This is a genomic window from Geodermatophilus sp. SYSU D01180 (assembly GCF_054050415.1).
The window spans coordinates 1-23,591 of sequence record NZ_JBJGZH010000047.1; the positions used below are offsets into that span (position 1 = coordinate 1).

22 protein-coding genes are annotated in these 23,591 nt (G+C 77.7%); 13 read left to right on the top strand and 9 right to left on the bottom strand.

What is annotated here, in order from left to right:
* Nucleotides 1-108: 108 nt before the first annotated feature.
* Both ACI8AA_RS23385 and ACI8AA_RS23390 read right to left on the bottom strand, forming a co-directional pair.
* On the bottom strand, nt 109-1,329 hold the full coding sequence (locus tag ACI8AA_RS23385) for a cytochrome P450 (RefSeq protein WP_457046764.1): 1,221 nt from the start codon (nt 1,327-1,329) through the stop codon (nt 109-111).
* A 57-nt stretch (nt 1,330-1,386) separates the two neighbouring features.
* Nucleotides 1,387-3,024: an SIR2 family protein gene (locus ACI8AA_RS23390; RefSeq protein ID WP_457046765.1), complete on the bottom strand. Its 1,638-nt coding sequence runs from the start codon at nt 3,022-3,024 to the stop codon at nt 1,387-1,389.
* Nucleotides 3,025-3,119: 95 nt separating this feature from the next.
* Here ACI8AA_RS23390 and ACI8AA_RS23395 point away from each other — a divergent pair, with 95 nt between their 5' ends.
* Complete coding sequence (locus ACI8AA_RS23395; protein WP_457046766.1) at nt 3,120-4,217, top strand: hypothetical protein; 1,098 nt, start codon at nt 3,120-3,122, stop codon at nt 4,215-4,217.
* Here the strand turns inward: ACI8AA_RS23395 and ACI8AA_RS23400 are convergent.
* Nucleotides 4,214-4,855 carry a hypothetical protein gene (locus tag ACI8AA_RS23400; RefSeq protein ID WP_457046767.1) on the bottom strand — a complete coding sequence of 214 codons (642 nt, stop codon included), beginning with the start codon at nt 4,853-4,855 and terminating at the stop codon, nt 4,214-4,216. The genes ACI8AA_RS23395 and ACI8AA_RS23400 overlap by 4 nt on opposite strands.
* Between ACI8AA_RS23400 and ACI8AA_RS23405 the strand changes: the two genes are divergently transcribed.
* From ACI8AA_RS23405 to ACI8AA_RS23415, 3 genes are all read left to right on the top strand, one after another.
* The gene (locus ACI8AA_RS23405; RefSeq protein ID WP_457046768.1) at nt 4,848-5,030 is read left to right on the top strand and encodes a DUF1206 domain-containing protein; all 183 of its coding nucleotides are present in this window, start codon (nt 4,848-4,850) and stop codon (nt 5,028-5,030) included. The two genes, ACI8AA_RS23400 and ACI8AA_RS23405, sit on opposite strands and share 8 nt — an antisense overlap.
* Before the next feature lie 66 nt (nt 5,031-5,096).
* Nucleotides 5,097-5,918, top strand: a complete 822-nt coding sequence (locus tag ACI8AA_RS23410; protein WP_457046769.1) for a DUF1206 domain-containing protein — start codon at nt 5,097-5,099, stop codon at nt 5,916-5,918.
* Nucleotides 5,915-6,772 (top strand): DUF1206 domain-containing protein, encoded by an 858-nt coding sequence (locus tag ACI8AA_RS23415; RefSeq protein ID WP_457046770.1) that lies wholly within the window; start codon nt 5,915-5,917, stop codon nt 6,770-6,772. Before ACI8AA_RS23410 ends, ACI8AA_RS23415 begins: the two co-directional genes overlap by 4 nt.
* A gap of 42 nt (nt 6,773-6,814) precedes the next feature.
* On the opposite strand, the gene ACI8AA_RS23420 is transcribed toward ACI8AA_RS23415, so the two are convergent.
* The 3 genes from ACI8AA_RS23420 to ACI8AA_RS23430 form a co-directional block, all read right to left on the bottom strand.
* Nucleotides 6,815-7,576 (bottom strand): SDR family oxidoreductase, encoded by a 762-nt coding sequence (locus tag ACI8AA_RS23420; protein ID WP_457046771.1) that lies wholly within the window; start codon nt 7,574-7,576, stop codon nt 6,815-6,817.
* A 93-nt stretch (nt 7,577-7,669) separates the two neighbouring features.
* Nucleotides 7,670-8,881 carry an acetyl-CoA C-acetyltransferase gene (locus tag ACI8AA_RS23425; RefSeq protein ID WP_457046772.1) on the bottom strand — a complete coding sequence of 404 codons (1,212 nt, stop codon included), beginning with the start codon at nt 8,879-8,881 and terminating at the stop codon, nt 7,670-7,672.
* Nucleotides 8,882-8,981: 100 nt separating this feature from the next.
* Entirely contained in the window at nt 8,982-9,371 is a 390-nt protein-coding gene (locus tag ACI8AA_RS23430) for an STAS domain-containing protein (RefSeq protein WP_457046773.1), read from the bottom strand.
* A 274-nt stretch (nt 9,372-9,645) separates the two neighbouring features.
* Here ACI8AA_RS23430 and ACI8AA_RS23435 point away from each other — a divergent pair, with 274 nt between their 5' ends.
* Together ACI8AA_RS23435 and ACI8AA_RS23440 are read left to right on the top strand one after the other, a co-directional pair.
* Complete coding sequence (locus ACI8AA_RS23435) at nt 9,646-9,960, top strand: hypothetical protein (RefSeq protein WP_457046774.1); 315 nt, start codon at nt 9,646-9,648, stop codon at nt 9,958-9,960.
* A gap of 216 nt (nt 9,961-10,176) precedes the next feature.
* Complete coding sequence (locus ACI8AA_RS23440) at nt 10,177-10,542, top strand: hypothetical protein (RefSeq protein WP_457046775.1); 366 nt, start codon at nt 10,177-10,179, stop codon at nt 10,540-10,542.
* A gap of 22 nt (nt 10,543-10,564) precedes the next feature.
* On the opposite strand, the gene ACI8AA_RS23445 is transcribed toward ACI8AA_RS23440, so the two are convergent.
* On the bottom strand, nt 10,565-13,597 hold the full coding sequence (locus tag ACI8AA_RS23445; RefSeq protein WP_457046776.1) for a sacsin N-terminal ATP-binding-like domain-containing protein: 3,033 nt from the start codon (nt 13,595-13,597) through the stop codon (nt 10,565-10,567).
* A gap of 88 nt (nt 13,598-13,685) precedes the next feature.
* Between ACI8AA_RS23445 and ACI8AA_RS23450 the strand changes: the two genes are divergently transcribed.
* Together ACI8AA_RS23450 and ACI8AA_RS23455 are read left to right on the top strand one after the other, a co-directional pair.
* A complete protein-coding gene (locus ACI8AA_RS23450) occupies nt 13,686-15,224 on the top strand; it encodes an aldehyde dehydrogenase family protein (RefSeq protein ID WP_457046777.1) in 1,539 nt (512 codons plus the stop codon).
* A complete protein-coding gene (locus tag ACI8AA_RS23455) occupies nt 15,221-16,831 on the top strand; it encodes a GMC family oxidoreductase (RefSeq protein ID WP_457046778.1) in 1,611 nt (536 codons plus the stop codon). The genes ACI8AA_RS23450 and ACI8AA_RS23455 overlap by 4 nt, the downstream gene beginning before the upstream one ends.
* A gap of 56 nt (nt 16,832-16,887) precedes the next feature.
* Here the strand turns inward: ACI8AA_RS23455 and ACI8AA_RS23460 are convergent, their stop codons facing one another.
* Nucleotides 16,888-18,204, bottom strand: coding sequence for an MFS transporter (locus ACI8AA_RS23460; RefSeq protein WP_457046779.1), 1,317 nt, complete (start codon nt 18,202-18,204; stop codon nt 16,888-16,890).
* A gap of 73 nt (nt 18,205-18,277) precedes the next feature.
* On the opposite strand from ACI8AA_RS23460, the gene ACI8AA_RS23465 reads away from it, so the two are divergent.
* From ACI8AA_RS23465 to ACI8AA_RS23475, 3 genes are all read left to right on the top strand, one after another.
* Nucleotides 18,278-19,267 (top strand): GlxA family transcriptional regulator, encoded by a 990-nt coding sequence (locus ACI8AA_RS23465; protein ID WP_457046780.1) that lies wholly within the window; start codon nt 18,278-18,280, stop codon nt 19,265-19,267.
* A gap of 236 nt (nt 19,268-19,503) precedes the next feature.
* A complete protein-coding gene (locus ACI8AA_RS23470) occupies nt 19,504-21,078 on the top strand; it encodes a DEAD/DEAH box helicase (RefSeq protein ID WP_457046781.1) in 1,575 nt (524 codons plus the stop codon).
* A gap of 74 nt (nt 21,079-21,152) precedes the next feature.
* The gene (locus ACI8AA_RS23475) at nt 21,153-21,674 is read left to right on the top strand and encodes a hypothetical protein (RefSeq protein ID WP_457046782.1); all 522 of its coding nucleotides are present in this window, start codon (nt 21,153-21,155) and stop codon (nt 21,672-21,674) included.
* A 4-nt stretch (nt 21,675-21,678) separates the two neighbouring features.
* Here the strand turns inward: ACI8AA_RS23475 and ACI8AA_RS23480 are convergent, their stop codons facing one another.
* The gene (locus tag ACI8AA_RS23480) at nt 21,679-22,218 is read right to left on the bottom strand and encodes a helix-turn-helix domain-containing protein (protein ID WP_457046783.1); all 540 of its coding nucleotides are present in this window, start codon (nt 22,216-22,218) and stop codon (nt 21,679-21,681) included.
* 64 nt (nt 22,219-22,282) lie between these two features.
* Between ACI8AA_RS23480 and ACI8AA_RS23485 the strand changes: the two genes are divergently transcribed.
* Together ACI8AA_RS23485 and ACI8AA_RS23490 are read left to right on the top strand one after the other, a co-directional pair.
* The gene (locus tag ACI8AA_RS23485; RefSeq protein ID WP_457046784.1) at nt 22,283-22,621 is read left to right on the top strand and encodes a hypothetical protein; all 339 of its coding nucleotides are present in this window, start codon (nt 22,283-22,285) and stop codon (nt 22,619-22,621) included.
* Nucleotides 22,618-23,553 (top strand): alpha/beta hydrolase family protein, encoded by a 936-nt coding sequence (locus tag ACI8AA_RS23490; protein ID WP_457046785.1) that lies wholly within the window; start codon nt 22,618-22,620, stop codon nt 23,551-23,553. Before ACI8AA_RS23485 ends, ACI8AA_RS23490 begins: the two co-directional genes overlap by 4 nt.
* Nucleotides 23,554-23,591: the final 38 nt, after the last annotated feature.

Below are 23,591 nucleotides of genomic sequence, written 5' to 3' on the forward strand. Positions count from 1 at the left end.
CCGCGCGGCCGTGCTCTGGTGGCTCGACCCCCGGTGACCGCTGCTCCGCGGACGCTCGTTCTCGCCCCACAGTGGTGGGCAGAGCACGAGCGCGCGGAGAGGACCCGGTCAGCGCGGCTGCATCACCACGCGGCTGGCCGGCAGGGCGGGGATGCGGCGCAGCGAGATGGTCAGGTCCTGGCCGGGGGCGAAGTCCGCCCGCAGCCCGGCCAGCCGGGGCGCCAGCGCGGCGAGCAGCGCGACCGTGAGCCGCTCGCCGGGGCAGCGGTGGTTGGTCCGCGGGTCACCGCCGCCCTGCGGCACAAGCTCGAACTCGCCGATCTCGCGGTCGAGGAACCGTTCGGGCCGGAAGGCGTAGGGCTCCTCCCACAGGTCCGGGTCGTGGTTCTGCCCGTAGAGGTCGAGCAGCACCATCGCGTTCCTCGGGATCGTCTGCCCGGCGAACTCCAGCCGCTGCGGCGCCCGGCCGCCGATGAACGGCGCGAACGGGTAGAAGCGGCGGACCTCGTGCGCCCACGCCTCGGCGAAGGGGGCGTCGGCGGCGGCCAGCTTGCCGCGGTAGTCCGGCCAGGTGGCGAGCGCGTGCCCGGAGAAGGCGAGGAACCAGGCGACGGCGGTGGTCGGGCGGATGACGTTGAGCAGCTCGACGGCAGCCACCCGCGGGTCCAGCAGCCCGCCGTCGGCGTCCCGGTGCGCGGCCACGACCTGCAGCACCGACCCCGCCGGCACGACCAGCTCCCCGGACCGGACCCGCTGGACGATCCCCGCCAGCCACTCCTCGCGCCGGCCGCGGGCCCGCCGCGCGCGCCAGTGCCGCGGCCCGCCGGTGGCGAAGCCGTCGACCATCGCCAGCAGGTCCCGGGCCAGCGCGGGCACCTCGGCGTCGGCGACCGTGATCCCGGCCCACCGGGTGACCGCGCCGGCGATCACCCGCGCCGACTCGTCGAACAGCACGAACTCCGGCCGGCCGGCCCACTCCCGCGCGGCGTCGTCCCAGGCGGCGCCGGCCCGCTCGGCGAGGGCGTCGATCGCGGCGGGGTCCATGAGCACGCGGACGAACATCGCCTTGCGCACCCGGTGCGCCTCCCCGTCGAGGGTGTGCACCGCGCCCTTGCCGAACAGCGTGCCCTGCACCGGCTCGGGGATGGCGTGCGCCCGGTGCACGTGGTCCTCGTCGTAGAGGAACCGCGCCGCCTCCGGGCCCTCGATGCCGACCGCGGGCAGGCCGCCCAGCCGCGTCCCGACGGCGTGCCGGCCGGAGGCGCGGCGCAGGTCGGGCAGCCAGGCGTAGCCCTTGGTGAGCAGGGCGAGGGAGTTCTCCAGGCGCATGGGTCCCGCGGTTCCCCGCTGGGAGGCCGGCCAACCCCGTGCCGAGGCGGGCCGACCTCAGCCGGGGCGCTGCTGCTGCAGCCGGTCGTCCCGGGCGTCGGTGGCCGCGTCGACGGGGCGGTCGTCGGCGGGGCGGTCGTCGGCGGACCCGTCGCGCCGGCCCCCCGAGCGCCCGGCGCCCAGCCGCCGCAGCAGCGCGGCCACCTCCCCGGCCGCCGACGGCGTCGACGCCCCCTCCGGCAGCGCCTCGGCGACCGGCTGCAGCGCCTCGGCCAGCACCCGCTCCTCGTCCGAGAGCATCCCCCGGTAGGCCGGGTCGAGCAGGTACCCGGTGGGCGGCGTGGACAGGCAGCCGAGCAGGTCCAGCAGCACCTCCAGCCGGCGCGCGGCCTCGGCCGGCGAGGCGTCCGCCCCGCCCATCGCCACGGTCTCGACGTCCTGCTCCCACAGCCGGCTGCGGGCGGCGTCCTCACGCAGCGCGAGCACCGTCCCGGAGCGGCGGCGCGGCTCGCGGCCGGGCACCTGGACCGCGCTGCGCACCTGGTGGGCGATGCGGATGAGGTCGTCGTCGAGCATCGAGGTGCCCACGAACAGCACGTGCCGGGTGAGCAGCAGCGAGTGCAGGACGCCGGAGAGCGCGGCGCGGGAGTCGCCGAGCTGCAGGTACTCCTCGCGGGTCAGCACGACGCCGGCCGGGTGCGCGGCGTCGCCGTGCAGCTTGAGCAGCCACGGCCGGCCGGGCCGGGGCTCGTCGTAGGGCAGCACCGACAGCTCCCGGCCCATGTCGGCGGCGGCGAGCTCGACCAGCGGGTCGTAGTTGGTGGTCACGAACTCCTGCACCGGCAGGTCGGCGATCAGCGCGTGCGCCAGCGCGTAGGGACCGGGGCCGAAGCGCTCCTGCACGAAGCGCTCCAGCTCGTCGCGGCCGAGCTCCCGGGCCAGCAGCGCCGCGGAGTCCTGCGGGGGCAGCCGGGACAGCCCCGCGCGCAGGTCGTCGTCGAGGCCGGAGCGGGCGGCCAGCTCCCCGAGCAGCTCCTCCCACGTCGGCAGGCCGGCGGCGGCGCTGACCCCGGCGCCGATGAACAGCGCCAGCTGGCCGCGGCGGGCGCGCTCCCCCAGCTGCTCGGCCAGCGCCGTCAGCGGCTCGGGCAGGTCCCAGCCGGCGTCGTCGCCGCGGCGCACCCGCTGGGCGGCGGCGAGGTCGCTGGGCCCGCGCAGCACCAGCGCGACGTCGAATCCGTGCTCGTCGGCGGCCTCGCGCAGCACCGGCAGCAGCTGCTGCAGCAGGTCGCCGCGCCGCCCGGCCGCGCCGCCCCATCCGGTGCCCAGCGCCGGCAGCCCGACCAGCCGCCGCGCCCGGCCGTGCACCGGCTCGGCCACCTCGCGGCGGGCGACGGCGGCCAGCGCCTCGCGGGCGCCGTCGAGCAGCCAGCCCAGCCCGCGGCCGCAGTCGTCGACGGTGTCGAGCAGCCAGGCCCGCCGCGGCCCGGTGCCGGGGACCTCGAGCACCCGCTCGTCGCCGTGCCACGCCAGGTCGACGCACACCCCGTCGGCGTCCTCGTCGGTGACCAGGTCGTCGGGCAGCAGCGCCCGCCAGCTGGCGCCGACGCGCAGCGTGCGGCCAGTGGGCACCAGGACGTCGTCGCAGGACAGGCGGGTGAGGTCGGCGCCGACGACGAAGACGTGTCCACTCACGCCCGCTCCCTACCCACGGCACCGCCACGACGGAACGGGACCGGGTGCAAGTCGCGCCCAAGCCCGGCGCGAGCGGGCGCCCCGAGGGTGGCCCCGTGACCCGCCGCCTCCTGACCGCCGCCGCGCCGCTCGCCCTCGCCGCCGCGCTGACCGCCTGCACGACGACCGTCCCCGGCACCGCCACCGGCGCGGTGCCGCTGACGGTGCTGACGTCGACCGTCGTCACCGGCAGCACCGGCGGGCTGGTCAGCGGCGTGACGGTCACCGGCGAGGAGGTGCTGCTCCTGGTCGCCGGCCCCTACGGCGGCGCCGGGCTGACCGTCGTCGACCCCACCACCGGGGAGGTGCCCGGCGAGGTGCCGCTGCCCGAGGACACGCAGGCCGACGTCGTGCTCGTCACCGGCGGCGGGACGCTCGTCGCCGGGGGGTTCCCGGCGGGGTACGCCGTGGCCGCGGTGGACCCCCGCACCGGGCGGGTCACCGGCACCACCCCGGTCGCGCCCTTCCCCGCGGACGCCGTCGGCACGGTGGCCGTCGCGACCCCCGACGGCGGCCTGCTGGTCGGGGTGCAGCGGGCCGACGGCGTGCCGGTCGTGCTCCACGTCGACCCGGCGACCGGCGCGGTGACCGGCACCGCCGAGCTGCGGGGACTGGCCGGCCTCGCGGAGGGCACGGGCCGGTTCGCCGTCGACGCGCTCGCACCGACCCCCGACGGCGGGGTGGTCGTGTCGGCGTCCGTGCCGCGGGAGGGCCGCGGGCCGTCGGTCGCGGTGCTGGCCCGGCTCGGCGCGGACCTGGCCCCGGTGGGCGAGCCGGTGGTGCTGCTCCCCGACGCGGTGGCGTCGACCGCGACCGGTCTCGCGGTCGGCCCGGACGGGACGGCCTACACCGTCGTGGCGCCCGAGGACTCGGGCCCGGCGGCGCTGGTCGCGCTGGCCCCCGGCGCGGACGCGCCCGCGCGGGTGGCCGTCGTCGACGCCGCGCCGGCCGCGCTGTCCGTCGTCGACGGGGCGCTGTGGGTGCTGCACGACCGGGTCGCGCTCACCCGCGTCGACCTCGCCGACGGCGCGGTGACCGGCCGGGTGGAGCTGTGCGCCGACGGGACCGCCGACGGCCTCGGGGTCGGTTCCGACGGCGCGCTGGTCGCCGTCACCACCTGCGACCGGGCGACGGTCTGGCGGGTGGAGCGCTAGCCCGCCTGCGGGACGCCGCAGCCGCCGGCCGAGCAGGCGCAGCCCCCGCACCCGGCCGGGCGCGCCGGCGCCGGGGCGTTCGCGACCGCGCGCAGGCCGGCCGCGGCGACCAGCAGCGGCACCGCCGCGAGGCCGGTGGCCAGGGCGGCGACCACCGTGGCGACGTCGGCGGCGCGCCCGGCGCCCTGGACGGCGAGCGTGCCGGCGAGCAGCGCGCCGACCAGCACCGTCCACACCAGCAGCGCCGCGCCGCCGCGGCGGGCGGCGCCCCCGCGGGCGAAGGCCACGGCCGAGCCGGCCAGCAGCACCAGCGGGACGCCGGCGAGCAGCACCCAGCCGGTCGCGGCGGCGGAGACGACGGCGACCGCGACCGCGGCCAGACCACCGGCGACGGCGGCCGCCCCGGCCGGACCCGACCCCGCGCGCAGCAGCCCCGCGCCACGGGCGGCGGCGAGCACGCCCAGGCCGCCGAGCAGCAGCCGGGCCCCGAGGTCACCGGTCACGACGGCGAGCACCGCGAGGACGACGAGCACCACCCCGAGGGCGGCGCGCAGCGGCCAGGCGCGGCGGGCGACGTCCCGTTCGGTGCGGAGCGGAGCGGGAGCTGTCTTCGTGCGTGCCGTCGTCGCGTTGACCACGGAGCCCAGTGTCCCGCATCGGCCGCCGGACCCGGCGCGCGCCACCGGTCTCGACGGCGCGCTGCGGGCCGTCGCCGCGGAGCCGCACCCCCGGTGGCTGCTGCTCGTCGTCGCCACCGGGCCGGCCTCCTTCGCCGTCCACCTGCTGGCGCGGGCCCGGCACCCCGTCGGTTGACCAGCGCGGCGGCCGCCCCCGTGCCACGCTGATCGCCGCACAGGCGCAGGACCGAGGAGGGCGGCCATGACCGGAACGGGGACGGCGACGGGCAGGGGTGACGCCCTCGAGAACCTGGCCCGCGTGGGGCTGGTCGCCTACGGCGTCGTGCACCTGCTCGTGGCGTGGCTGGCGCTGCAGCTGGCCTGGGGCGGCGGCGATCAGCCGGCCGACCAGTCCGGCGCGCTCGGCACCCTCGCCGAGACGCCGGTCGGCAAGCCGCTGCTGTGGGTGCTCGGCATCGGGCTGGTGGCGCTGGCGCTGTGGCAGGCCGCCGAGGTGCTGCGCTGGCGGTACGGCTGGTCGGCGTCGGGCGAGCTGCGCAAGAAGGCGGTCACCAAGTCGGTCAAGGCGCTGGCCAAGGCGGTCGTGTACGTCGTGCTGGCGGTGACCGCGTTCCGGTTCGCCACCGGCGCCGGCCAGTCGAGCGCGGCCCAGCAGCAGCAGACCGCGGCCGGCGTGTTCGGCTGGCCCGGCGGTCGATGGCTGGTGGGCATCGCCGGGCTGGTGGTGATCGGCATCGGCGTCCACCAGGTGGTCAAGGGCGTGAGGAAGAGCTTCGTCGACGAGATCGACCTCGCCTCGGCGCCGCCGGCGGCGCGCCGCACGGTCACCCGGCTCGGCCAGGTCGGCTACCCGGCCAAGGGCGTGGCGTTCGGCGTGGTGGGCGGGCTGCTGGTCTACGCGGCGGTCACGTTCGACCCGTCCAAGGTGTCGGGTCTCGACGGCGCCCTGCGCACCATCCTCGAGGCACCGTTCGGGAAGGCGCTGCTGACCCTGGTGGCCGTGGGCATCGCCGCGTTCGGCGTCTTCTGCTTCGTCCGCGCGCGCTACCCCGAGCGGACGTGACGGGGCCACTCCACCGCATCCACCGGGCGGTCGCGGCCGCCCGGGAGGTCACCGACCACCCGGTGCTCGCGGCCGCCGCCCGGATCGGGCTGGTCGCCTACGGGGTGGTGCACCTCCTCATCGGCTGGCTGACCTGGCGGGTCTCCCGCGGCGCGTCCGGCACCGACGCCGACCAGACCGGGGCGCTGGAGACGGTCGCCGGCACCCCCGGCGGGTCGGTGCTGCTGTGGGCGATCGGCCTGGGACTGCTGGCGCTGGCGCTGTGGCAGGGCGGTGAGGTGCTGCTGTGGTGGCGCGGACTGCTCGACCCCGCGCACCGCACCCGCACCGCCGTCGTCTGCGCCAAGTGCCTGGCCAAGGCGTTCGTGTACGCCGTCCTCGGGGTCACCGCGCTGCTGTTCGCCGTCGGCGCCGAGTACGAGGCCGACGAGCGGCTGCGCGAGCTGACCGGCGAGACCCTCGAGGTGCCCGGCGGCGCGGTGGCGGTGGCGGCCGCGGCCACCGGCGTGGTCGCCGTGGGGCTGTACTCGCTGTGGCGCGGGGCCACCGGCGGCTTCATGAAGGACGTCGACCTGCCCGCCGCGCCCGACCGGTGGGAGCCGCTGATCGAGGCGGTCGGGCGGGTCGGGTACGTGGCGAAGGGCGTGGCGTTCGGCGTCGTCGGGGTGCTGCTGTGGCGCGCGGCGACGACGGCCGACGTCTCCACCGCCACCGGCCTGGACGGCGCGATGACCTCGATCGGCCGCACCGGCGCGGGACCGTGGCTGCTCACCGTCGTCGCGGCCGGGTTCGCGGCGTTCGGCGTCTACGCCCTGGCCCGCGCCCGCTACCCCGACCGCGACCCGTCGTCCTGACCGGGGTGGCAGAGATGGCCATCTCTGCCATCCCTCAGGGGCTCAGGTGCGGGGGCCGCCGGCGACGTAGACGACCTGGCCGGAGACGAAGCCCGCGCCCTCGCTGACGAAGAACGACACGGTGTGCGCGATGTCCTCGGGCACGCCGGCGCGGGCCACCGGGATCCCCGCGGCGCGCTCGGCCACGTACTCCTCCCAGTTGCGCCCGATCCGCTCGGCGGTCGCCTTGGTCATCTCGGTCTGGATGAAGCCCGGGGCGATGGCGTTGGCGGTGACGCCGAACCTGCCCAGCTCGATGGCGAGGGTCTTGGTGAAGCCCTGCAGCCCGGCCTTGGCGGTGGCGTAGTTGGCCTGGCCGCGGTTGCCCAGCGCCGAGGTGCTCGACAGGTTGACCACCCGGCCCCACCCGGCCTCGACCATGTGCTTCTGGCAGGCGCGGGTCATGAGGAACGAGCCGCGCAGGTGGACGTGCATGACCAGGTCCCAGTCGGCGTCGGTCATCTTGAACAGCAGGTTGTCGCGCGTGACGCCCGCGTTGTTCACCAGCACGACCGGCGGGCCGAGCTCCGCGGCGATCCGGTCGACGGCGGCCTGCACCTGCTCGGCGTCCCCGACGTCGGCCCCCACCCCCAGCGCCCGCCCGCCGGCGGACTCGATCGCCTGGACGGTGCCCGCGGTCGAGGACTCGTCGAGGTCGAGCACCGCGACGGCGAAGCCGTCGGCGGCCAGGCGGAGCGCGGTGGCCGCACCGATGCCGCGGGCGGCGCCCGTGACGATCGCGACGCGGGCGGGGGACTCGCTCATGGGGAGGTTCTCCTCGGGGTCGGGGGCTGCCGGCCGATCATGCCGGGCAGCCCCCGGACACGCCGGGCGGGGTGTTACACGCCGGGTGGGGTGTCACACCCGCTCGAGGACGGCGGCCAGCCCCTGCCCGCCGCCGATGCACATCGTCTCCAGGCCGTAGCGGGCGCCGCGGCGGTCCATCTCGCGGGTCAGCGTCGCGAGGATCCGCCCGCCGGTGGCGCCGACCGGGTGGCCCAGCGAGATGCCGGAGCCGTTGACGTTCATCCGGTCGAAGTCGGACCCGGTGAAGCCCCACTCGCGGGTCACCGCCAGCACCTGGCTGGCGAAGGCCTCGTTGAGCTCGATGAGGTCGATGTCGGAGAGCTTGAGGCCGGCGAGGTCCAGCGCCTTCGCCGTCGCCGGGACCGGGCCGATGCCCATGGTCCGCGGCGGGACGCCGGCCACCGCCCAGGACACGACGCGGGCCAGCGGGCGCAGGCCGTGCTCGGCGGCCTTCTCCGGCGAGGTGACGACGCAGACGGCGGCGCCGTCGTTCTGGCCGCTGGCGTTGCCGGCGGTGACGGTGGCCTCGGGGTCGTCCCTGCCCATGATCGGGCGGAGCTTCGCGAGGGTCTCGACGTCCGAGTCGGGGCGGATGTGCTCGTCGCGGTCGACGACGGTGTCGCCCTTCCGGCCCTTCACCGTCACCGGGACGATCTCGTCGGCGAACCGGCCCTCCGCGGTGGCGGCGGCGGCGCGCCGGTGGCTGCGGACGGAGTACTCGTCCTGCTCCTCGCGGCCGATCGAGTACTCGCGGCGCAGGTTCTCCGCGGTCTCGAGCATGCCGCCGGGCACCGGGTGGTTCACGCCGCCGGCGGTGACGCGGCCGCGGGCCAGGCCGTCCTGCAGCAGGACGCCGGGACCGGCCTTGACGCCCCAGCGCATGGCGGTCGAGTAGAACGGCGCGTTGCTCATCGACTCGGCGCCGCCGGCCAGCACGACGTCGGCCGCACCGGTCTGCACCTGCATCGCGGCGTACAGCACCGCCTGCAGGCCCGAGCCGCAGCGGCGGTCGACCTGGATGCCGCTCGCGGTCACCGGCAGGCCGGCGTCGAGGGCGGCGACGCGGCCGATCGCCGGGGCCTCCATGGTCGGGTAGCAGTGGCCGAGGACGACGTCGTCGACCGACTCCGGCGGCAGGCCGGTGCGCTCCATGAGCGCCCTCACGACGGTGGAGGCGAGGTCCTGCACGGGCACGTCCCGCAGCGACCCCCCGAAGCCCCCGACCGGGGTCCGCAGCGGCTCACAGATGACCGCGTCACGCACGGCGTCCTCCTCCTCGACTCGGCCGGCGGGCAGGCCCCGCACCGCCGCCGAGTGTGCTCCCCGGCGAGGGGCCGCGCGCAGCCAGGTCGGGGGGCGCGTGTTACGCGGCGCCGGCTCCCGCGCCGGGCCGGGCCTGCTCGACGCCCAGCAGGTCCCACAGGCCGGTGACCTGCAGCGCCCGGACCACCGCCCGCGTGCCGACCAGCACCCGCAGCCGGGTGTCCTGCGCCTCGGCGGTGCGGTGCGCGACCGCCAGCGCGGACAGGCCGGCCGAGTCGAGGAAGGTCACGGCCTCCAGGTCCACGGTGACCACCCGCGGGTCCGCAGCGAAGGCGTCGTCGAGCTCGCGACGGAGCAGCGGCGCGCTGGCGCAGTCGACCTCGCCGGTGCACACGAGCCGGGTGACGCCGTCGCGGGAGACGGTCTCGACGGTCAGCAGCTCGTCGGCAGAGCCCGAGGTCGTCGGGGGGCCTGAGGAGATGGTGGTCACGGTGCGCCTCTCGGTCGAGGGCGGGCCCGTGCGGAGGACAGCGGCTCGAGAGCCACACCACGGCGCGGAGTCCGGCATTGGCGGAGCACGGCTGGATGTTGAACCGCAACCCGGACGGTAGGCGCGGGGCGGATGGGGCGCAAGGTCCGCCACGGGGTGTCCACCGTGCCGTGACCGGCGTGTCGCCCGCGGCGCGCGGGTCCGTGACCAGGGACTCCGTGCCCGGGAGGCCGGGGACGGCCGCCGCTCACCGGAGGCGGGGATACTGGACGGCGTGAACGCGCGACTGGTGCTGGCAGGCCTCATCTGGGCGGCGGTCTCGGTCGTGGCGTTCCTCGCGATCCCGGACGTCATCGTCGCCTCGGGACTGGTCATCTTCGGCGCCGTGCTGCTCCTGGTGCTGTTCATGGCCCGCGACTGGGACACGCACTCCTCCTTCGAGGAGCGGGAGATGCTCCGCGCGCGCCGGCGCAAGGACCGCTGGGAGCGCACCGCGGACTCCCGCGCCCGCGACCGCGAGCGGTGGGAGGCCCACCAGGCGCGCAAGGCCGCCCGCTCGACCGGCGCCGACGACGCCGGGCAGCGGTAACCGCCTCCCGGAAAAGGACTCGACGGGCCGGGCCGGGTCTCCCTACCGTCGCCGCATGCGCTCCTGAGCCGACCGCCTCGCCGCGACGTCCGCGTCCCGTGACCGGGACGCCCGCGGGTCGAGCCCCCCTCCCCGCTCCCCTCCGCCCTCCCCGGGCGCGCCCTCCCCTGGCTGCCGGCTGCCCGCGGCCGGTCCGACCTCCTCCCGGAGGCCCCCGTGTCACGTCCCTCCCGTCGCCTGCCCGCCGCGGCCGCCGCCGCGCGCGACGCCCTCCCGCCCGCGGACGCCGCCGCCTTCGAGCGGCTGGCCTCGGCCGTGCTCGCCTCGCCGGGTGCGGCGCTGGGCCCGGTCCTGCGCGCCCAGCTCCCCGGCGTCGCCGGGGTCCGCTGGTTGCGGTCCGCGGGGCTCGCCCCGACCGCCCGCGCCGGGTCCCTGTCCGCCAGCCAATGGTCGAAGGACCCCTCTGCCCCCCACCGCTCGCACGCTCGCGGCGGGCCCCTGCAGAGGGGCCGGAAGACAGCCGGCCGGGCCTCCGCGCACGGGCACGCCCCGGGCGCCCAGGCCGTCCCCCGCTGGTTCTAGGAGGACCCTCCTGCCGGCCGGGTCAGCCGACCGCGTCCTCCGCGGCGAGGTCGGCGGCCCGGCCGGGTTCGGCGAACGCCTCGGCCAGTGCCTGCCGCAGCGGCCACGCCCCGGCCCGCCAGGCCAGGGCCCGGCCGAGTGCGGCGGGGCTGCCGTCCACGTGGTCGACGCCGTCGCCCGGCCACCACGGCACCGGCCGCCCGCCGGCCAGCAGCGGCTCGTGCACCGCGACCTCGCCGGTCAGCTCCGGCACACCGAGCCGGGCGGCGGCCAGGGCGGCTCCCGGCACCGCCGCCCACGGCTGCCGGCGCACCGGGGTGCTCGTGACCTCCGCGCGCACCCGCTCGCCCGCCAGCGGCAGGTCGAGCAGGTCGGCCACCGCCGCCGGCGCGCCGCCGGCCGGGACCAGCAGCGCGTCGACCAGCGGCTGCACCCACGGGGCGTCCAGGACGGCGACGGCCTCCCGCGCGGGGTCGGCGACCCGGTCCGGCGCCACCCGCACGCGGCGCGGCGGGTCGACGTCGACGCCGTCGAGCGCGCGCGCCAGCCGGGCGTGGACCGTGCGCAGCACCGGCGCCGGCACCGTGCGCCCGGGGTCGCCGAGCCGGTCGAGCAGGTCGAGCGCGGTGTCGACGTCGGCGAGGACGTCGTCGACACCGGCCGGCAGCCGCAGCCGCCCGAGCACCTCCGGCGGCCCCTCGGCCGGGTCGTACAGCCCCTGCAGCTCGCGGCTGCCGGGCGCGCACAGCCGGTCGGGACGCCGGCCGCCGAGCACCGGGTGGGTGGTCAGCCACCAGCGCAGGTAGGAGGGCACCGCGACGCCGTCGAGGACGACGTCGGCCCACGCCTGCTCCGGCGCGGCGGCCAGCAGCGGCAGCGCGCCGGCCCAGTCGGCGACCAGCTCCAGGTCCCGGACGGCGGTCAGCGGCGGCCACGCCGGCGGTGGCCCGCCGGGCGGCAGCCGGTCGAGGACGGCGTCGGCCCACGCGTCCGCGCCGTCGACGTCGAGGTCGTCGGGGTCCTCCGCGTGCCCCAGCGCGAAGTCGGCGAGCACCCCCGCGGCCCGCAGCACGGCCGGGTCGTGCGCGGCGGCGAAGTCCGGGTCCAGCGTCCCGAGCGCGCCGTCGCGGAGGACGGCGGCGAGCGGCGCGCCGGGCAGCAGCAGCTCCCCCGCGGGCGCCCACGCGCCCTCGGCGTCGGGCAGCGCGAGCTCGGCCAGCCAGGGCAGCTCCCCCGGCGCGGTGCCGGCGGCGGCCACCAGCGCGAGCACGGCCTCGGCGAGCGCCGCCGGGTCGCCGTCGTCGAAGCCCTCCTCGACCGCGTCGACCGACTCCTCCACCGCGCCGCGCACGGCCGGGTCAGCGAGGACGACCGCGGCGGTCGCCGGGCGCGCGCCCAGCCGCTCGAGCAGCCGCCGGGCGGCCGGGTCGGCGACGGCGCCGGGGTCGGCGACCCGCAGGTGCAGCGGACCCAGCCGGGCCACCGGCAGGTCCTCGCCGGGCAGCAGCACGCCGGCCGGGCCGGGCGCGGTCCGCCCGTCGGCCAGCGGCACCGGCAGCGCGCCCAGCTCCTCGCGGTCGGCGCCGTCGAGGGCGGCGTACAGCCGCGCCCACCAGTCCGCCGGCCGGCCGATCCCGGAGACCGCCTCGACCACCTCGGCCGGGCCGACCCGCCGCACGCCGAGGGCGGCCAGCGCGGGGGCCCCGTCGCGCCGGGACCAGCCCGCCGGCAGCAGCCCGGGCACGACCCCGGCGAGGACGGCGACCCGCTCGTCGGGATCGTCGGTGAGGACCGCGGCCCGGTCCGGGGGCTGCCGGGAGCCGGGGTCGTCGGCGGCCGGCAGCCAGGCCGCGGCGCGCAGCCGGTCGAGGACGGCGGAGCCCAGGGCGGCGTCGAGCTCGGCGGCGGCCAGCCCGATCCGCGGCACCAGGCCCAGCACGGCGGGGTCGGCCGGGAGCCCGGTGACCAGGTCGGCGTAGGTGTCCGCGGCGACGTCGACCAGCGCGTCGGTGACCGGGCCGGGCGCCACGTGCCGGCGGTCGGGGCCGAGCGGGAACGGCGCGACGAGCCGGACCGGCAGCGACAGCGGCTCGTCGCTCGGGGTCGGGGCGTGCACCACCTGGCGGCCGGTCAGCGGCACCGGCCGGCCGTCGTCGTCGAGGGGCACCGCCCAGGTGACGTCGTAGCCGCGGCGGGCGCGCTCCTCCACCGGGCGGCCGGCCAGCAGCTCCGCGGGCAGCTCGCCGCTGCGGGTGGCCAGCCGCCAGGTGGTGGTGCGGTCGCCGTCGCGGACCCGGGCCAGCGGCGGGGTGCGCGTGCACGACAGGGTGCGGACGGCGCCGTCGACGACCACCTCGACCTCGGCGAGGCCCGGGAGCGCCAGCAGCAGCTCGGCCTCCAGCGCGTCGAGCGCGCCCCGGACGGCGGCCCGGGACCCGGCGCGCAGCGGCAGGACCACCTCGGTGGCGAAGCCGTCGGGCGGGGGCCCGTCGGCCGGCCACGGCAGCCGCAGCACCGGCACGGCGCCGTCGCGGCGGGCCAGCTCGCCGGCGAGCGCGGGGACGTCGGCCACCGCCGCGCGGGTGTGCGCCGCGCTGAACCGCACGCCGCCGGTGGTGGAGTGGACGGCCGGTTCGTCACTGACGGCGAGGACGGCCGCGAAGCCGACCCCGAACCTGCCGACCGTCTCGAGCTGTGGCCCACCCGGACCCACGGACCTGCCGACGGTCTGCACCTCGTCGCGCTTGGCGGAGGCACGGAGCGTGGCCAGGCCGCCCACCCCGGCGGCGTCCAGCGGGGCGCCGGTGTTGGCCGCGCGCAGCACCTCTCCCCCGCCGCCCACCGTGGCCAGCTGCAGCCGCAGCCGCCCGGGCACGCCCGCGCGCACCGCGGCGTCGGCGGCGTTCTGCGCCAGCTCGACCAGCAGCCGGTCCCGGTAGCCGCCGCGGACCAGGTCCTCCTCGGCGTTGGCGTCCTCGCGGAAGCGCGCCGGGGAGTCGGTCCACGCGGCGAGCACGCGGCGGCGCAGCCCCGCGGTGTCGAAGGGGTCGGCCACGGGCGCCAGCATGGCAGCGCGCGGACCACCCGGACGGGTCCCGGACCGGAGCTACGCGCCGGTAACTTGCGCAGGTAACCTGCGCCACATGTCGCTCGCCGAGCAGATGGACACGGTCACCGACGCCGCCGCGGGCACGGTCGACCGGCACGCCACCACCCAGACCTTCGAGTCGACGAACCCGGCCACCGGCGCCGTCGTCGGCGTCTTCCCGGTCCACGACGCCGACGCCGTCCGCCAGACCGTCGAGCGCGCCCGGCCGGCCGCCGCGCGCTGGGCCGGGCTCGGGTTCGACGGCCGCCGGCAGCGGCTGGCCGCCTACCGCGGCTACCTGGCCCGCCGCATGCACGAGCTGGCCGACCTGGTGCACCGGGAGAACGGCAAGCCGCACGCCGACGCGATCCTCGAGATCACCCTCGCGGTCGACCACCTGGCCTGGGCCGGGGCGCACGCGCGCAGGACGCTCGGCCCGCGCCGGGTGCGCGCCGGGCTGCTCGCGGCCAACCACGCCGCCCACCTCGAGTACCAGCCGCTGGGCGTCATCGGCGTCATCGGCCCGTGGAACTACCCGGTGTTCACGCCGATGGGCTCGATCGCCTACGCCCTGGCGGCCGGCAACGCCGTCGTCTTCAAGCCCTCGGAGTTCACCCCCGCCGTCGGCGCGTGGCTCGCCGCCGCGTGGCGCGCGGCCGTCCCCGACGTCGCCGACGCCTTCCAGGTGGTCACCGGCGACGGCTCGACCGGCGCCGCGCTGTGCCGCGCCGGCGTGGACAAGCTCGCCTTCACCGGCTCCGGGCCCACCGGCCGCAAGGTCATGGCCGCCTGCGCCGAGACGCTCACCCCGGTGCTCCTGGAGCTCGGTGGCAAGGACGCGATGATCGTCGACGACGACGCCGACGTGGCCGCCGCCGCCGACGCCGCCGTGTGGGGCGGCATGAGCAACGCCGGGCAGACCTGCATCGGCATCGAGCGGGTCTACGCCACGGAGAAGGTCTACGACGCCTTCGTCGCCGAGGTCACCGAGCGGGTGCGCGGCCTGCGTCCCGGTTCCGACGACGAGGCCGCCTACGGCCCGATGACCATGGCGTCGCAGACCGACGTCGTGCGGCGGCACCTCGACGACGCGACGTCGTCCGGCGGCCGGGCGGTCCTCGGTGGCACGGTGGACGGCGGCTACGTGGCGCCGACCGTGCTGCTCGACGTGCCCGAGTCCTCGGCCGCGGTCCGCGAGGAGACCTTCGGGCCGACGCTGACCATCACCCGGGTGGCCGACGCCGAGGAGGCGCTCGAGCGCACCAACGCGACGTCGTACGGGCTGGCCGGCGCGGTGTTCTCCCGGTCGAGGGCGCGGGCGATGGACCTCGCCCGCCGGATGCGCAGCGGCATGACCAGCGTCAACTCGGTGCTGACCTTCGCCTCGATCCCGGCGCTGCCCTTCGGCGGCGTGGGCGAGAGCGGCTTCGGCCGGATCCACGGCGAGGACGGGCTCAAGGAGTTCACCCGCGCCAAGGCGATCACCCGCCAGAGGTACGCGCTGCCGGTCAACCTCATGTCCTTCGCCCGGCCGCCGGCCGCGGCCGACGCGCTGGCCCGGGTCATGGGCATGGTCCACGGGCGGCACCGGTGAGCGCCGACGAGTACGACGTCGTCGTCGTCGGGGCGGGCTCCGCCGGGTGCGCGCTGGCCGCGCGGCTGACCGAGGACCCGTCGGTGCGGGTGCTGCTGCTGGAGGCCGGCGGCTCCGACGACGTCCTCGAGGTGCAGATCCCGGCCGCGCTCTACAAGGTCTGGCGCACCCGGCGGGACTGGAACTACACGACCGAGCCGCAGCCGGGCCTCGGCGGGCGCGGGCTGTTCTGGCCGCGCGGGAAGCTGCTCGGCGGGTCGTCGTCGATCAACGCGATGATCTACGTCCGCGGCGCGGCGGCCGACTACGACGAGTGGGCGCAGCTCACCGGTGACCCGTCGTGGTCCTACGAGGCGGTGCTGCCGCTGTTCCGGCGGATGGAGGACAACGCGCGCGGCGCCGACCGGTTCCACGGCGTCGGCGGGCCGCTGCGGGTGGAGGACCTGCGCTCGCCGCACCCGTGGACCCGCGCGGTGGTCGAGTCGGCGGTCGCGGCCGGCCACCCGCGCAACGACGACTTCAACGGCGCCGACCAGGAGGGCGTGGGCCAGTACCAGGTGACGCAGAAGCGGGGCCGCCGCTGGTCGGCCGCCGACGCCTACCTGCGCCCGGCGCTGGGCCGGCCGAACCTCACCGTGCTCACCGGCGCGCTGACCACCCGGGTGCTGGTCTCGGGCGGGCGGGCCACCGGCGTCGAGTACCGGCGCGGCGGGCAGACGCACACCGCGCACGCCGCCGGCGAGGTCGTGCTGTGCGGCGGCGCGGTGCACTCGCCGCAGCTGCTGATGCTGTCGGGCATCGGGCCGGGCGCGCACCTGCGCGAGGTCGGCGTCGACGTCGTCCTCGACCTGCCCGGCGTGGGCGGCGGCCTGCAGGACCACCCCCTGGTCCCCGTCATCTGGGACGTGCGCTCGGGGAAGTCGCTGCTCCGGGCGGAGTCGCCCTCGGGGTACGCGCAGTGGTTCGGCGCCCGCCGCGGGCCGCTGTCGTCGAACCTGGCCGAGGCGGGGCTGTTCACCCGCTCGCGGCCGGACCTCGACCAGCCCGACCTGCAGTACCACTTCCTGCCGGTCAAGTTCTGGCGGCAGGCGGAGGTGGACCCCGACGTCGACGCGTTCACCGCCGCCGCCGTCCTGGTGCACGTGCACTCGCGCGGCTCGGTGCGGCTGCGCTCGGCCGACCCGACCTGGGCGCCGGCCATCGACGCCGGCTACCTCACCGACGAGCGCGACCTCGACGCGCTGGTGACCGGCGTGGAGAAGGCGCGGGAGATCGCGTCGGCCGGGCCCCTGGCGTCGGTGCTGGGCGCGGAGTGGTCGCCCGGCGGCACGGTGCGCACGGCCGACGCGCTCCGGCAGAAGGTGCGGGAGACGCTGGAGTCGCTGTACCACCCGGTGTCGTCGTGCCGGATGGGCACCGACGGCGACGCGGTGGTCGACCCGCAGCTGCGGGTGCACGGGCTGGACGGCCTGCGGGTGGTCGACGCCTCGGTGATGCCGACGCTGGTCCGCGGCAACACGAACGCGCCGACGATCATGATCGCCGAGCGCGCGGCCGACCTCATGGCCGGCCGCGCCGTCGACCCCGCCCTGGTCGCCCACGCCTGACGCACCGCGCGGGCGTTGCCGGCGGCAGAGATGGCCATTTCTGCCGCCGGCGCCGGTCAGCCGTGGGTGGTGGCGGCCGAGGCGGTGGTCGGCTCGGTGGGCGCCGCGGGCGGGGCGGACGACGCAGGACGGCGGCGGATGGAGATCGACAGCGCCGCGGCCACCAGGCACAGCGCGCCGGCGCCGAACCAGGCGAGGTCGTAGGAGCCGGTCACGTCGCGGACCACGCCGCCGCCGAACGCGGCCACTGCCGACCCCACCTGGTGCGAGGCGAACACCCAGCCGAACACGACCGGCGCCCGCGGGCCGAAGTGCTCGCGGCACAGCGCCAGGGTCGGCGGCACGGTGGCCACCCAGTCCAGCCCGTAGAAGACGATGAACGCGATCATGCTGACGTGCAGGTCCGGCCCGAACAGGGGCGGCAGCAGGAACAGCGAGAACCCGCGCAGCGCGTAGTAGGCCAGCAGCAGCACCCGCGGGTCGGTGCGGTCGGTGAGCCAGCCGGACAGCACGGTCCCGGCGATGTCGAAGACGCCGACGACGGCGAGCAGCGACGCCGCCGTCGTCACCGGCATGCCGTGGTCGTGCGCGGCCGGGATGAAGTGCGGCTGCACGAGCCCGTTGGTGGAGGCGCCGCAGATGAAGAAGCCCGCGGCCAGCAGCCAGAACGGCCGGGTGCGCGCGGCGTCGAGCAGCCCGCGGACGGCGGTGCGCGCGGCACCGGTGCGCACCGGGTCGACGTCGTCGGCCGCCGTCCCGCCGTAGGGCACGGCGCCGACGTCGCGCGGGCGGTCGCGCAGCAGCCAGGCCACCAGCGGGACGACGGCGAGCGCGGCGGCCGTGGTGCCCAGCGACGCCGCCCGCCAGCCGCCGCCGGTCTGCGCGACCGCCGCGACCACCGGCAGGAACACCAGCTGCCCGGTCGCGCCGCCGGCGGTGAGGATCCCCGAGACCAGCCCGCGGCGGGCGACGAACCAGCGGCCGGTCACCGTGGCCACCAGCGACAGCGCCATCGACCCGGTGCCCAGCCCGACCGCGAACCCCCACAGCAGCACCAGCTGCCAGCTCGCCGTCATGAACACGGTCAGCCCGCTGCCGAGCGCGGTGAGCAGGAGCGCGCCGACGACGACGCGGCGGATGCCGAACCGCTCCATGAGCGCGGCGGCGAACGGCGCGGTCAGCCCGTACAGCGCCATGTTCACCGCGACGGCGGCCGAGATGGTCGACACCGACCAGCCGAACTCCTCGCGCAGCGGGTCGATGAGCACCCCGGGCACCGCGCGGAAGGCGGCGGCCCCGACCAGCGCCAGGAACGTCACCGCGGCCACCCACCAGGCGGGGTGGATGCGCCTGCGAGGCAGGGTGGTCGTCACGAGCGGAGAGCATGACCGACGGTCCGGTTCCCGGACCAGTGGCCCGGCGGTCAACAGGTGCAAGGATCCGGCCATGACACCGGACCCGGCCCTGCACGAGGTGGTCGTCGTCGCCGTCGACCGCGTCGTCGGCTTCGAACTCGGGCTGCCCTACCGCCTGCTCGGGCTGGCCGAGGATGCGCAGGGCCGGCCCCTCTACCGGGTGCGGGTGGCCACCCTCGACGGGCGGCCGGTGCGCACGGCCGACGGCTTCTCGGTGCTGCCCGACCACGACGGCTCGGCCTTCGCGGAGGCGGACACGGTCGTCGTCCCGGGGATCATGGGCGGCCCGGCCGTCGTCGAGGGCCGGATCCCCGACGCGCTGCGCGACGCCCTGCGCGAGGCGGCCGGCCGGGCGCGGATGGTGTCGATCTGCACCGGCTCCTCGGTGCTCGCCGCGGCCGGCCTGCTCGACGGGCGGCCGGCCACCACCCACTGGCGCGACGTCGAGCACTTCCGCCGCAACTTCCCCGCCGTCCGGCTCGACCCCGACGTCCTGTTCGTCGACGACGGCGACGTGCTCACCTCGGCCGGGGTGGCCGCGGGCATCGACCTGCTGCTGCACCTGGTGCGGCGCGACCACGGCAGCGAGGTGGCCAACCGGGTGGCGCGGCGCAACGTCGTCGCGCCGTGGCGGGAGGGCGGGCAGTCGCAGTTCGTCGAGCGGCCGCTGCCCGAGGCCGGCGACGCCGGGACCGCGCCCACGCGCGCCTGGGCGCTCGAGCGCCTGGGCGAGCCGCTGGCCCTCGCCGACCTCGCCGCCCACGCGCGGATGAGCGTGCGCACCTTCACCCGGCGGTTCCGCGAGGAGACCGGGGTGTCGCCGCAGCGGTGGCTCGCCGGGCAGCGGATCGCGCTGGCCCGCCGGCTGCTGGAGTCCACCGACGCCCCCGTCGACCGGGTCGCCGCGGACGCCGGGTTCGGCACGCCCGCGTCGCTGCGCGCCCACCTGCGCGCCGCGATCGGGGTCTCGCCCGGCGCCTACCGCCGCACCTACCGCGGGGCCGGCCGCACGGCGGTGTGACACGCGACTCCCCGGGACGGCGGCAGGATCGGCCCCCGCGTCTGGTTGAGTGGGGCATACCGGCGCCGCCCTCGCTCATCCGGAGCTGCAGGACTCGACGTCGGGCTGGTGCAGCGCCACGGAGGCGCGCCCGGCTGTCCGACGTCGCCCACGGCGCGACCCGCCCCGCAGACGGGGCCGGCGTGCGCCCGCGTGCGGTGACCGAGGACGGCGACCCGAGTACCACCGAGGAACCCATGACCTCCCCGCAGTCCCCCACGCCCGCCGGCACGTCCCGGCCCCGTCGCCGCCGTCGCGGCGGCCGCGGCCGCGGCGCCGGCAGCACCCCCGCCCCCGCCACGACGGCGGCCGTGCAGCCCCAGGCCCCGCAGCCGCAGGAGATCCCGGCCGGCGACGTCGCCACCGTGCTCCCCACCGACGCCACCTTCGCCGAGCTCGGCGTGCCCGCCCCGCTGGTCGAGGTGCTCACCGCCAGCGGCATCACCGCGCCGTTCCCCATCCAGGTCGCGACGCTGCCGGACTCCCTCGCCGGCCGCGACGTGCTCGGCCGCGGCCGCACCGGCTCGGGCAAGACCATCGCGTTCAGCCTGCCGCTGGTGGCCCGGCTGGCCGCCTCGACGACGAAGCGGCAGGCCCGGAAGCCGCGGGCGCTCGTGCTGGTGCCGACCCGCGAGCTGGCCAACCAGGTGATGGCCACCGTCGAGCCGCTGGCCACGGCGCTCGGCCTGCGCACCACCACCGTCTTCGGCGGCGTCGGGCAGAACCCGCAGGTGCAGGCGCTGGCCGCCGGTGTCGACGTCGTCGTCGCCTGCCCCGGCCGGCTCGAGGACCTCATCGGCCAGGGCCACGCCGACCTGTCCGCCGTCGAGGTGACCGTGCTCGACGAGGCCGACCACATGGCCGACCTCGGCTTCCTGCCCGGCGTCAAGCGACTGCTGGACCGCACCCCGCAGGGCGGCCAGCGGCTGCTGTTCTCCGCCACGCTGGACAACGGCGTCGACGTGCTGGTCAAGCGCTACCTGTCGCAGCCGGTGACGCACTCGGTGGACCCCGCCGTCGCGCCGGTCGCCACCATGACCCACCACGTGTTCCAGGTCAGCGCCGCCGACAAGGCCGAGGTCGTGCGCCAGCTCGCCTCGGGCCTGGGCCGCAGCGTGCTGTTCACCCGGACCAAGCACCAGGCGAAGAAGCTGGCCAAGCAGCTCACCGCGGCCGGCATCCCCGCCGTCGACCTGCACGGCAACCTCAGCCAGAACGCCCGCGAGCGCAACCTCGAGGCGTTCAGCACCGGCGGCACCCGGGTGCTGTGCGCGACCGACATCGCCGCGCGCGGCATCCACGTCGACGACGTCGCGCTGGTCGTGCACGTCGACCCGCCGACCGAGCACAAGGCCTACCTGCACCGCTCCGGGCGCACCGCCCGCGCCGGCGCCGGCGGCACCGTCGTCACGATCTCCACCCCCGACCAGAACGGCGAGGTGCGCACACTCACGCGCCAGGCCGGCATCACCCCGGTCGTGAGCCAGGTGCGCCCCGGCGCGGAGCAGATCACCGCGCTCACCGGCCCGGCCGCCCCGCACGTCGAGCCCGCCCCGGCCCCGGCTCCCCAGCCACAGGGCCAGGGCGGCGGCCGGCGCCGGCGCTCCGGCGGGACCGCCGCCACCGCCGCGGCGCCCGCCAAGACGGCCGGCAGCCGCGCGCAGTCCCGCAGCCCGCAGGGCCCGGCGCGCACCCGCGCGGAGCTCGCCGCCCGCGCCGGGACCCACTCGGCGGCGTCGTTCAGCGGCCGCTCGCGGCGCGGGGGCCGCTGACCCCCGGGGTGTCACGTCGGGGACGGTCGGGAAGAGTCGTCCCGACCGTCCCCGACGACCCTGTGAGGTGCCCGATGGCCCTGCCCATCACCCTGTCCGAGATCGGCCCGCGGATCTCGGCCGGCGCGTTCATCCTCAACAGCGGGCTGGGCAAGCGCGGCGCCGACGAGCAGACCGCCGCCGGCCTGCACGGCTTCGCCTCCGGCACCTACCCGTTCCTCAAGGACGTCGAGCCGCGCCAGTTCGTCCAGGCGCTGTCGACGGCGGAGATCGCGGTCGGCGCCGCGCTGCTGACGCCGTTCGTGCCCACCGCACTGGCCGGCGCCCTGCTCACCGGGTTCGCCGGCGGCCTGCTCGGCCTGTACCTGCGCACGCCCGGCATGCGCAAGGAGGGCAGCCTCGCGCCGACCGAGCAGGGGCTGACCGTCGCCAAGGACGTGTGGCTGCTGGGCATCGGCGTCGGCCTGCTCACCCGGGGCACCGTGGACCGCGGGTCCCGCCGGGTGCAGCGGGCCGCGAAGACCCTGGCCAAGGCCAACGCGCGGGTGTCGAAGGCCGAGCGCCGGGCCGAGCGGAAGGCCGCCCGCGCCTCGTGAGCCCTCACTCCCCCGGCAGGAACACCGTCCCGACCAGCCGGCGGCGGCGACCCTCGCGCGGGGCGTTCTCCAGGCGGGCGCGGAGCGCGGCGCGCACGTCGTCGAGCAGGCCGGCGAACTCGTCGTCGTCCAGCCACAGCCCGGTCATCCGGTAGCCCACGCCGTCCCGGGCGGGATCCAGCCCGTCCGGGGCGGCGGCACCGGCGTCGACCCAGCGGTCGAAGTCCGCGAGCAGCGCCGCGACGAAGGTGCCGAAGGCGCGGCGGTGCTGCTCGGGCGTCATGCCCGCCGCCTCCGCCGGTCCGACGGACGCCGCGGCGGTCACCAGCCGGTAGGTGCGCTCGGTGCTGCCCCGCACCCGGCGCTCCCCCACCACCTCCAGCACGCCCGCCTCGGCGAGCACGCCGACGTGCCGGTACAGCGTGGCCACCGGGACGTCGGGCAACTCGGTGTGCAGTTCGCCGGTGGTCAGGCTCCGGTCACCCAGCAGGGCCTGCACCACGCGCAGGCGCACCGGGTGGAGCAGCAGGTCCGCAGACGCCACGCGCTCGACCTCTCTCATGATTGACAACGGTCTCACTGTTGGGAATGATCATGCCATGGCGACCGTGACCACGACACCCCAGACCCTGCGGATCACCCTCACCCCGGCCGAGCGGGTGCTCGGCCTGCTGCGCGACCTCGAGGTCCCGCTGTCCGCGGTGCGCTCCGCCGAGGTCGTCCCCGACGGGCTGGCCGCCGCCCGCGGCCTGCGCGCCCCCGGCCTCGGCCTGCCCGGCGTGCGCAAGATCGGCACCTGGCGCCGACGGGGAGGCAAGGCGTTCGTCAGCGTCCGGCGCGGGCCGGCCGTGCGCCTGGAGCTGGCCGGTCAGCGCCTCGACACCGTCCTGCTGACCGTCGACGACGCCCCCGCCGTCGTCGCGGCCCTGTCCGGGACCCCGCGGTGAGCCCCCGCGAGGTGCCGGTGACCGTGCCCGGCGAGCCCCCGCTGGCCGGCACGCTCACCCTCCCCGACGCGCCCGGCCCCGTCCCCGCCGTACTGCTCGCGCCGGGCTCCGGCCCGCTGGACCGCGACTCCGACCACCGGCGCGCCCGGTTCGGCATCACCCGCGAGCTGGCGCACGCGCTCGCCGAGGGCGGCCTGGCCTCGCTGCGGTACGACAAGCGCGGCGTCGGCGGCACGCCCGGCGACTGGCGGCGGGCCGGGCTGTTCGACGCCGCCGACGACCTCGCCCGGGCGCGCGACGCCCTGGCCGCCCGGACCGAGGTGGACCCCGGGCGGATCGTGCTGGCCGGCCACAGCGAGGGCGCGCTGCTCGCCGCGGCGGTCGCCGCCCGCGGCGTCCCGGTGGCCGGGGTGGTCCTGCTCGCGGGCTCCGCGACGCCCGGCGCCGAGCTGCTCCGCTGGCAGGCCCGCCAGATCGGGCCGACGCTGCCCGCGCCGGTCCGTGCCCTGCTCCGGCTCCTGCGCACCGACCTGGAGAAGCGGGTGGCCGCCAACCACGAGCGCCTCCGGGCGACGACCACCGACGTCGCCCGGGTCGACGGGGTGCGGATCAACGCGCGCTGGCACCGCGAGTTCCTCGACCACGACCCGCGCACCGACCTCGCCCGGCTGACCGTGCCGGTACTCGCGGTGGCCGGGGCGAAGGACGTGCAGGTGCCCGCGGCGGACCTGGCGACGATCGCGGCGACGGTCCGCGGGCCGGTGGAGACGCTGCTGGTCCCCGATCTCACCCACACGCTGCGCCGGCAGCCGGGGCCGGCCTCGCTGCGCGCCTACCGGGAGGAGCTGCGCCGGCCGGTCGACGCCGAGGTGCTCGGCGCCGTCGTCCGCTGGTGCCGCCAGGTCACCGGCCCGGAGCGCGTCCCCGCCTGAGCACGACGGAGGGCCGGGCACCCGATCGGGTGCCCGGC

Bases quoted from the DNA above. Each gene is read 5' to 3' on its own strand.
- ACI8AA_RS23465 (WP_457046780.1), top strand. From the start codon at position 18,278: ATGACACCGGACCCGGCCCTGCACGAGGTGGTCGTCGTCGCCGTCGAC.
- ACI8AA_RS23420 (WP_457046771.1), bottom strand. From the start codon at position 7,576: ATGAGCGAGTCCCCCGCCCGCGTCGCGATCGTCACGGGCGCCGCCCGC.
- ACI8AA_RS23385 (WP_457046764.1), bottom strand. From the start codon at position 1,329: ATGCGCCTGGAGAACTCCCTCGCCCTGCTCACCAAGGGCTACGCCTGG.
- ACI8AA_RS23470 (WP_457046781.1), top strand. From the start codon at position 19,504: ATGACCTCCCCGCAGTCCCCCACGCCCGCCGGCACGTCCCGGCCCCGT.
- ACI8AA_RS23450 (WP_457046777.1), top strand. From the start codon at position 13,686: ATGTCGCTCGCCGAGCAGATGGACACGGTCACCGACGCCGCCGCGGGC.
- ACI8AA_RS23410 (WP_457046769.1), top strand. From the start codon at position 5,097: ATGACCGGAACGGGGACGGCGACGGGCAGGGGTGACGCCCTCGAGAAC.
- ACI8AA_RS23475 (WP_457046782.1), top strand. From the start codon at position 21,153: ATGGCCCTGCCCATCACCCTGTCCGAGATCGGCCCGCGGATCTCGGCC.